Raw genomic sequence first — 8,525 nt, forward strand, 5'->3', positions numbered from 1 at the left:
CATCGCCAGAAACGTCCTCCAGGCAGCCGATGCCGACAAAGTCCCCATCAGCCACCGCATCAAGAAATGCGCCTGGAACGACGACTATCTCATCCAGGCGCTAACCCATATGCGATAGCCCTGCCCTCGTGGGGGAGATGCCCGGCAGGGCAGAGGGGGGCGCGAAGGATCACGACGCGTCGACGGGGCGCGTCTCGCCGAGGCCGGATTCCACCAGCACGCGGCGGAACTCGGCGACGCCGACCGCCGGCTCGCTGGCATAGAGGACGCGGGATGGTTCGGTCATGGGCGCCAGACTGCACCAAGGGGCCAGGATTTCGAAGTCTTTTCTGACCGCCGATCCGCGCACGAACAGTTGCCTTTCATTTGCCGCCGGCTTTGTGTAAACCGTGCGCCAGCAAATCCCCCGCAACGAAAAACGGGCAAAAGCCAATGGACAAATTCACCAAGCTGACCGGCGTCGCCGCGCCGATGCCGATCGTCAACATCGACACCGACATGATCATCCCCAAGGATTATCTGAAGACGATCAAGCGCACCGGGCTCGGCACCGGCCTGTTCGCCGAGATGCGCTACAAGGAGGACGGCTCGGAGAACCCCGACTTCGTGCTCAACAAGCCGGCCTATCGCAAGGCGCAGATCCTGGTCGCCGGCGACAATTTCGGCTGCGGCTCGAGCCGCGAGCACGCGCCGTGGGCGCTGCTCGATTTCGGCATTCGCTGCGTCATCTCGACCTCGTTCGCCGACATCTTCTACAACAACTGCTTCAAGAACGGCATCCTGCCGATCACCGTCAGCCCGGAAGACCTGGACAAGCTGATGGACGACGCCTCGCGCGGCTCCAACGCCACGCTGTCGGTCGATCTCGAGGCCAAGGAGATCCGCGGCCCCGACGGCGGCGTGGTCACGTTCGACCTCGACGACTTCAAGCGTCACTGCCTGCTCAACGGGCTGGACGACATCGGCCTGACCATGGAGAAGGCCGGCGCCATCGCCTCGTTCGAACAGAAGAACGCCGCGCAGCGCCCCTGGGCCTGATCGTCTGTATCTGAATGGTTAAGCCCGGCCACGACAGGCCGGGTTCGTGCTGCGGCTGAACGGAGGGACAGTCATGACACGCTCGCTTCTGGCCGGCGCCTGCGCGCTGGCGGTGAACCTGCTGCCGATGGCGGGCGCGCATGCCCAGACCGACCCGGTGCTGGTGCCGGCCGACGATGCGTCCGGCGGCGCCGCCGACCAGGGCGCGTCGAGCACCACCGATGCGGCGCCGGCCGACGAGGACAAGCAGGCGCCGATCCCGTTCGAGGGAGGCCAGTTCACCATCACCCAGCAGGAGGAGTATGGCGAGAAGGTGCTCGCCTATGACGGCAAGCAGCTCGCCGACAATTACGACGTCTTCTTCGACAAGATTGTCGAGGTCGGCGGCGTCAAGGTCGCACTGTTCGATGTCGGCGATGGCGGCAATCAATGCGGGCCGGCGAGCGTCATCGCCTGGAAGCCGGAAGGCGGCGAGATCCAGACCGCCACCGTCGAGCAGGACGAATGCGGCGCGCCGCCGCCCGCGGTTTCCGACAGCGCCATCTACTATGTGCCCTTCCTGCTGCCGGGAGAGACGAGAGCGGCGCTGCAATGGTCGCCGACCGAAGGGCTGACCACCTCCGGCAACCTCACCTACACGCCGGAATCCGGCACCGACTGGAAGGATGTCGACCCGTCGAAATACGACAACATCATCGACGCCTTCCACAACGAGGCCGTCTACAAGGCGGCGCAGGCGGTGCTCGGCGACACCATGCCGGACATGGCGACCAGCCTGCTGGTCGGCGGCGGCACCGAAAGGACCGCATCCGGCGCCTTCTACGCCACCGGCTGCGTGCCGCACGATTGCGGCGGCAATGACGGCTTCATGGCGGTCGACCCGGTCAAGCACATGGTCTATTTCGCCCGCCGCGGCGACAATGGCGAGCCCGATGCTCGGCCGCCGCTGAAGGATTGGCCAGCGGATATCAAGAAAGCATATGACGACGCGCAGGGGGCGGCGAATTAGGTTCTTGCCGGGCGGCGCGTGAGCGCCTTCTGCTTCGCCGCGTTCCTTCGCGCCCCCCTCTGTCCTGCCGGCCATCTCCCCCACTTGGGGGGAGATTGGCTGTTTCGGCGCCCCGCCCGCCTTGCAACGTTGGTGGTTGGCGAAAGCCAAGGCGACATCTGATCTCCCCCCAAGTGGGGAAGATGGCCGGCAGGCCAGAGGGGGGCGCTGGCCCGCCAGCATCAAAGTTTTGCACCGACAATCGATGCTCCCTGGCTCACGACCGGATCGCCCGTCTGCTTCAGGATAACCGCAACAACTGCGAGGTTTCCATGCGCACACTCATCTCCACCGGCTCGCCCTTCGAGAAAACCGCCGGCTATTCGCGCGCGGTGGTGCAGGGCGACTCGTGCTTCGTCTCGGGAACCACCGGCTATGACTATGCCACCATGACCATGCCCGACACGGTCGAGGCGCAGACGCGCAATTGCCTCGCCACCATTGCAAAGGCCCTGGCCGACGGAGGCTTCGAGATGGCCGATGTGGTGCGGGTGCATTACTACATCACCGACCAGGCCTATGTTGACGTGGTGTTCCCGATCCTCGGCGAGGCGTTCGGCGATATCCGGCCGGCGGCGACGATGATCGTCTGCCAGCTCAACAAGCCGGAGATGAAGATCGAGATCGAAGTGACCGCGCTCAAGCGCACGGCCTGATGCAGGTCGCGCAAGACCGGGGCGCTTGCACAAAGCGAGGATCAGCCGATGGTGAAGGTCAAGCGCATCGTCGCCAACATCGCCACGCAGGACACCGCCGCTGCGCAGCATTTCTATCAGGACGTGCTCGGGCTCGATGTTTTGATGGACCGAGGCTGGATCGTCACCAGCGGCTCGGCCGAGACGATGACGGTGCAGATCAGCTTCATGACCGAGGGCGGCTCCGGCACGCCGGTGCCTGATCTGTCGATCGAGGTCGACGACGTCGACGAGGCGCTTGCGGCCATGCGCAAGGCCGGCTTCGCCATCGAATACGGCCCGGCCGACGAGCCCTGGGGCGTGCGGCGCTTCTTTGTGCGCGACCCGTTCGGCCGGCTGGTGAATGTCCTTTCGCACCGGTAGGCGCGCCGCTATTCCAGCTTGGGTTTCTCGCCCACACAGTGGGCTATGGCATGCACGCATTTCCAAGCGGCTGGTTTTTGCGATAGCGTGCATGGCAGCTTGGCGCATGGATTGTCTAATGTAGCGCTGGTCGACCCCCACTCCGTCTCGGCTTCGCCGAGCCACCTCTCCCCCGATCGACGGGGTAGAGGAAAGACGCCAGGCCTTTTGCCGTCAACGCTCGTCCACCAATGCTCCCTTCCTTTCCCTCCGGAGGGGGGAAAGGTGGCGCTGCGAAGCAGCGACGGATTGGGGGAACCACGGGGCAATCAAGGCTCGGCCGATCAGTCACGCCACTCACAGAAGATGCGTGCATTCCCTAGACGTGGGGAGAGGTGGCTCGGCGAAGCCGAGACGGAGCTGGGGCAGCACCCTACGAAGACCCCCTCTCCGTCCGCTTCTCGGCCACCTCTCCCCCGCCTCTGGCGGGGGCGAGGACCCAGTTCCTGCAGGGCCGGCAGGTGCAAGGGGCGTCGCGGCCTTCTGCATCCCCTTGCGTACGGACCACTTGGCGTTTAGCAAGGCCGCGGTTTCTCCAAACACTATCGGGATGGTTCTCCATGGCTTCGAAAAATCTCCTCCTGCTCGCCGGCGACGGCATCGGCCCCGAAGCGATGGCCGAGGTGAAGAAGCTGATCGCGGCCATGAACGAAGAACTCGGCAGCGGTTTTGCCACCGATGAGGGGCTGGTCGGCGGCTGCGCCTACGACGCGCATGGCGCGGCGATCTCGGATGCCGACATGGCAAAGGCGATGGCAGCGGATGCCGTGCTGTTCGGCGCCGTCGGCGGGCCGAAATGGGACAAGGTGCCTTACGAAGTGCGCCCCGAGGCCGGACTCTTGCGCCTGCGCAAGGACATGGAGCTGTTCGCCAATCTGCGTCCGGCGATCTGCTACCCGGCGCTTGCCGCGTCCTCCTCGCTGAAGCAGGAGGTGGTCGAGGGCCTCGACATCCTGATCGTGCGCGAGCTCACCGGCGGCGTCTATTTCGGCGAGCCGAAGCAGATCATCGATCTCGGCAACGGCCAGAAGCGCGGCATCGACACGCAGGTCTACGACACGTTCGAGATCGAGCGCATCTCCGGCGTCGCCTTCGAGCTGGCCCGCACGCGCAAGAACCACGTCACCTCGATGGAAAAGCGCAACGTCATGAAATCCGGCGTGCTGTGGAACGAGGTGGTCAGCCAGACGCACGCGGCGAAATATTCGGACGTCAAGCTCGACCATATGCTGGCCGACGCCGGCGGCATGCAGCTGGTGCGCTGGCCGAAGCAGTTCGACGTCATCGTCACCGACAATCTGTTCGGCGACATGCTTTCCGACATCGCCGCCATGCTCACCGGCTCGATCGGCATGCTGCCGTCGGCCTCGCTCGGCGCGCCTGACGTCAAGACTAAGAAGCGCAAGGCGCTCTACGAGCCGGTGCACGGCTCGGCGCCCGACATCGCCGGCAAGGGCATCGCCAACCCGATCGCCATGATCGCATCCTTCGCCATGTGCCTGCGCTATTCCTTCGGCATGGTGGCCGAAGCCGACAAGCTCGAAGCGGCGATTGCCGCCGTGCTCGACGACGGCCTGCGCACCAAGGACGTCATGTCCGAAGGCATGACCGAGGTCGGCACGGTGCAAATGGGCGACGCCATCATCGCCAAGTTCCTGGGCTGATCCCATGGCGGTCGACGTCCGCTGGGCGACGACTGAAGACGCGGCGGCGCTCGCCACCATCCTTTGCGAGATGGCGGCGCATTACCGGCAGACGCAGCTCGATCACGACCGGGTGCTGGCTGCGGCGCGGCAGTGGCTCACCGATGAAAGCCCGGCCTACCCGCATTTCGCGCTCGCTTTCGCCGGCGGCGAGGTTGCCGGCCTGGCTTCGGTGGCCATCGCGCATCCCGGCATCGATCTCGAACGGCTGATGTTCCTGAAGGATCTTTTCGTGCGCGAAGGCGCCCGCAACCAGGGCGCCGGCCGCGCGCTGATCGCGTTTCTCGCCGGTCATTGCCTGAGCCACGGCATCGGCCGCATCGACCTGACCACCGAGGACTGGAACGACGGCGCGCGGCGCTTCTACACGCAGCTTGGTGCCGAGCGCTTGACGCCCTGCGGCACCGGGCCCCACTGGTTCTCGCGGGTTTGCGTCGGGATCAGCGCGAAGACCAGCGTCGCGAGGCCGCCAATCGTCGGGATGAAGCAGAGGATGGCGAGCCAGCCGGTCAGGCCGATGTCGTGCAGGCGGCGCACGATCAGGCCGATCCAGGGCGGGATCGACGCCAGGATGAACAGGCCGCAAAGGCCGACCGTCATCGCCGGCATTTCCTGGCCGGGCTCGAGATCGCCGATCGCCGCGTCGGCGGCGAGGCCGATGGCGACGACCGCGATGACGCTGATGGTCCAGAACAGGCAGAAGGCCCAGAATTCCTTGCGGCGGGCGCGGTCGGCGAAGTTGAAATAGTTTCGCGTCACCGCCCGCCAGAAATAGTCCCACAGACCGGTGGACTGAGCTGGGCCTGCGTCGGCCGCGCGGCCGAAGTGCTGTGCGGCCGCCGGCCTAAGGGCGGCTTGCTGCGGCGGCGCGGCGGTTGGGGCGGTGGCGCCTGGGGAGGCCGAGGCCTGTGGACGGACCGAGTAGACGTTGCGCGCCTGGCCGCGATCCGGCTGGAACTCGACCACAGCGCCCTTGGTCAGCGAGGTCTCGCGGCGCATGTCCTCGCGCGCGAAGCTGTAGCGGTTGCCGTCGGCTCCGGTGAGGAAACCAAAACCCTGGTCCTCGTCATAGTGCAGAATTTCGCCGCGCATGGCCTTGCCCCCAAAGTTGCGCCTTGCCCAGACTGTTCAAAGTCGACGCGGATCGCAAGAGGCATGCCGGACATGGTGAGCAATCGTTTCAGGTCTGCCTCCCGTTCCTTTGCCTATCCGAGGTGGGCGCCGCCCCTCACCTGCCTGCCGGCATCCTCTCCCCGTATAGTGACGGGGAGAGGGGCGCTGCCATCGCCGATTTCACCAATCGCCATCGCAGGATGGGTGCCAAGATCGCGGCCAGCCTCTTCTCCCCGTCACTATACGGGGAGAAGTGCCCGGCAGGGCGATGAGGGGCGGCGGCGCCTTCGGCAATTGGTGCGATTGCATCAACGAATCGCTGGATGGGCCCACGGACCGCTGAATCCGATGAGACGCTCAGCCCGGCCGGTTCTTCGGCTTCTTGTGCTTTGCCGGCCCGTCGGACCTTGGTTTGTCGAATTTCGGCTTGCCGGGCTTTTTCGCCCAGGGCTTGGTCTCCGTCGCGCCGGTGCGTTCGGGCTGCCCGCGCTTTTCGAATTTCGGCTTGTGAGCACCTTGGGGCGCGTTCGCCTCGAAGGGCCGCTTGCCGCGATGCGGCTTCTTGTCGGGCTTCGGCGGCTGGTAGCCGGCCCGCGACAGGTCGGGCGTGCCGTCGAGCCGCTTGACCGCGATGTTGTTCTGCAATTTGCGGTCGGGGCCAATTGCCGCCAGGAAGCGGTCGGCCCAGTCGGCGGCGATCTGCACGAAGGTCTCTTCCGGCTGCATCTTGATGGCGCCGATCTCGCGCTTCGAGATATTGCCGGTGCGGCACAGCATCGGGATCAGCCAGCGCGGCTCGGCATTCTGCCGGCGGCCGACCGACAGCGAGAACCAGACGCTGTCGCCGAAATCGTCGCGGCGGCTGGGCTGCTCGTCGCGCCGCGCCGGCCTGTCGCCCGTTGGCGTGAACGGCGCGACGTCGAGCAGGTCTTCCGGTGCCGAGCGGCTGCCGCGGCAGAGCCGCACGAAGGCGGCGGCGACCCGTTCGGCGCCGTGGCGCTCGAGCAGGGTTTCGACGAAACCGCGTTCGTCGTCGCTCACCGGCTCGCCGAAGGCCGGGTCGGCGAGGATGCGCTCGTCGTCGCGGCGCAGCACCTCGTCGGCCGAGGGCGGGCTCGCCCAGGTCGCGGTCAGGCCGGCATTGTTGAGCAGGCGCTCGGTGTGCCTGCGGGCGTTGTTCGGCACGATCAACGCGCTGACGCCTTTCCGCCCGGCCCGCCCGGTGCGGCCGCTGCGGTGCAGCAGCGTTTCAGGGTTGGTCGGCAGGTCGGCATGGATGACCAGGTCGAGATTGGGCAGGTCGATGCCGCGCGCCGCCACGTCGGTGGCGATGCAGACTTTTGCGCGGCCGTCGCGCATCGCCTGCAGCGCGTGGCTGCGCTCGTTCTGGCTGAGCTCGCCGGACAATGCCACGACGGCGAAATTGCGGTTGTTGAAGCGCGCGGTGAGATGGTTGACGGCGGCGCGGGTGTTGCAGAACACCATGGCGTTGGTCGCCTCGTAATAGCGCAGCACGTTGATGATGGCGTTCTCGCGGTCGGCGGGTGCCACGGAGAGCGCCCGGTATTCGATGTCGAGATGCTGCTTTGCCTCGCCGCCGGCGGAAATGCGCACGGCATCGCGCTGGTAGCTCTTCGCCAGCGTCGCGATCGAGCGCGGCACGGTGGCCGAAAACATCAGCGTGCGGCGCTCGGCGGGCGCGGCGTCGAGGATGAATTCGAGGTCCTCGCGAAAACCGAGATCGAGCATCTCGTCGGCCTCGTCCAGCACCACGGCCCTGAGCGCCGACATGTCGAGCGCGCCGCGGGTGATGTGGTCGCGCAGTCGGCCCGGCGTACCGACGACGATGTCGGCGCCGCGCTCCAGCGCCCGCCGCTCGCTGCGCATGTCCATGCCGCCGACGCAGGAGGCTATCTGCGCCCCGGTCAGCTCATAAAGCCATTCGAGCTCGCGCCGCACCTGCAGCGCCAGCTCCCGCGTCGGCGCCACCACCAGGCCGAGCGGCGCGCCGGCATCGGTGAAACGCTCCGCGCCGCCGAGCAGGGTCGGCGCCAAGGCAAGGCCGAAGGCGACGGTCTTGCCGGAGCCGGTCTGGGCCGAGACCAGCGCGTCGGCCGCGCCGAGCTCGGTCGCCAGCACCGCCTGCTGCACCGGCGTCAGCGCGGTATAGCCGCGTTTTTCCAGCGCCTCTGCAAGCGCAGGCACGATCGTTTCGAAACTGGACATTTTTCTCTTTCGGAATTCGGGGTTTTGTGCCCGTCGTGGAGCACAAGGCCGGTATGCGCCGGGCAAACGGTATTTGGGCGTTCCTACTTCCTGCGGCCGCCATTGTACAGGGCAGTGCGCAGCGCGGCGATTGGCGAAACCGCTGGCGAGAGCGCCCCTCTCCCCGTCATTATACGGGGAGAGCGACTGTCTTGGCTGTCAAGCTGTTTGCCATGGTTTTTGGTCGCGGATGATGGCGTTGAGAATGGTCAGCAGCTTTCGCATGACGGCCACGACGGCGACGATCTTCGGCTTGCCGAC

Annotated in this window: 7 protein-coding genes and 2 pseudogenes; 6 read left to right on the forward strand and 3 right to left on the reverse strand. The window is 66.2% G+C overall.

Annotated features, from left to right (window positions below; genetic code table 11):
• Positions 1-432: 432 nt before the first annotated feature.
• From leuD to EN846_RS33295, 6 genes and pseudogenes are all read left to right on the forward strand, one after another.
• On the forward strand, positions 433-1,038 hold the full coding sequence (leuD, locus tag EN846_RS33265; RefSeq protein WP_127285506.1) for a 3-isopropylmalate dehydratase small subunit: 606 nt from the start codon (positions 433-435) through the stop codon (positions 1,036-1,038).
• Positions 1,039-1,111: 73 nt separating this feature from the next.
• Complete coding sequence (locus EN846_RS33270; protein WP_127392838.1) at positions 1,112-2,047, forward strand: hypothetical protein; 936 nt, start codon at positions 1,112-1,114, stop codon at positions 2,045-2,047.
• Positions 2,048-2,358: 311 nt separating this feature from the next.
• Positions 2,359-2,742, forward strand: a complete 384-nt coding sequence (locus tag EN846_RS33280; RefSeq protein ID WP_127392839.1) for a RidA family protein — start codon at positions 2,359-2,361, stop codon at positions 2,740-2,742.
• Positions 2,743-2,793: 51 nt separating this feature from the next.
• The gene (locus EN846_RS33285) at positions 2,794-3,144 is read left to right on the forward strand and encodes a VOC family protein (protein WP_127392843.1); all 351 of its coding nucleotides are present in this window, start codon (positions 2,794-2,796) and stop codon (positions 3,142-3,144) included.
• A 599-nt stretch (positions 3,145-3,743) separates the two neighbouring features.
• Positions 3,744-4,847, forward strand: coding sequence for a 3-isopropylmalate dehydrogenase (gene leuB, locus EN846_RS33290; RefSeq protein WP_127392840.1), 1,104 nt, complete (start codon positions 3,744-3,746; stop codon positions 4,845-4,847).
• Positions 4,848-4,917: 70 nt separating this feature from the next.
• Positions 4,918-5,211, forward strand: a pseudogene (locus EN846_RS33295) (GNAT family N-acetyltransferase); the annotation flags it as partial.
• 38 nt (positions 5,212-5,249) lie between these two features.
• Here EN846_RS33295 and EN846_RS33300 read toward each other — a convergent pair.
• The 3 genes and pseudogenes from EN846_RS33300 to EN846_RS33315 form a co-directional block, all read right to left on the reverse strand.
• Positions 5,250-5,978, reverse strand: a complete 729-nt coding sequence (locus tag EN846_RS33300; protein WP_127392841.1) for a DUF805 domain-containing protein — start codon at positions 5,976-5,978, stop codon at positions 5,250-5,252.
• 378 nt (positions 5,979-6,356) lie between these two features.
• Positions 6,357-8,225, reverse strand: a complete 1,869-nt coding sequence (locus tag EN846_RS33310) for a DEAD/DEAH box helicase (RefSeq protein WP_127392842.1) — start codon at positions 8,223-8,225, stop codon at positions 6,357-6,359.
• Positions 8,226-8,423: 198 nt separating this feature from the next.
• Positions 8,424-8,525, reverse strand: a pseudogene (locus EN846_RS33315) (IS110 family transposase); the annotation flags it as partial.

The organism is Mesorhizobium sp. M4B.F.Ca.ET.203.01.1.1 (assembly GCF_004791025.1).
Taxonomy (GTDB): domain Bacteria; phylum Pseudomonadota; class Alphaproteobacteria; order Rhizobiales; family Rhizobiaceae; genus Mesorhizobium; species Mesorhizobium abyssinicae.

Bases quoted from the DNA above. Each gene is read 5' to 3' on its own strand.
- EN846_RS33310 (WP_127392842.1), bottom strand. From the start codon at position 8,225: ATGTCCAGTTTCGAAACGATCGTGCCTGCGCTTGCAGAGGCGCTGGAA.
- EN846_RS33280 (WP_127392839.1), top strand. From the start codon at position 2,359: ATGCGCACACTCATCTCCACCGGCTCGCCCTTCGAGAAAACCGCCGGC.
- leuD (WP_127285506.1), top strand. From the start codon at position 433: ATGGACAAATTCACCAAGCTGACCGGCGTCGCCGCGCCGATGCCGATC.
- leuB (WP_127392840.1), top strand. From the start codon at position 3,744: ATGGCTTCGAAAAATCTCCTCCTGCTCGCCGGCGACGGCATCGGCCCC.
- EN846_RS33270 (WP_127392838.1), top strand. From the start codon at position 1,112: ATGACACGCTCGCTTCTGGCCGGCGCCTGCGCGCTGGCGGTGAACCTG.
- EN846_RS33300 (WP_127392841.1), bottom strand. From the start codon at position 5,978: ATGCGCGGCGAAATTCTGCACTATGACGAGGACCAGGGTTTTGGTTTC.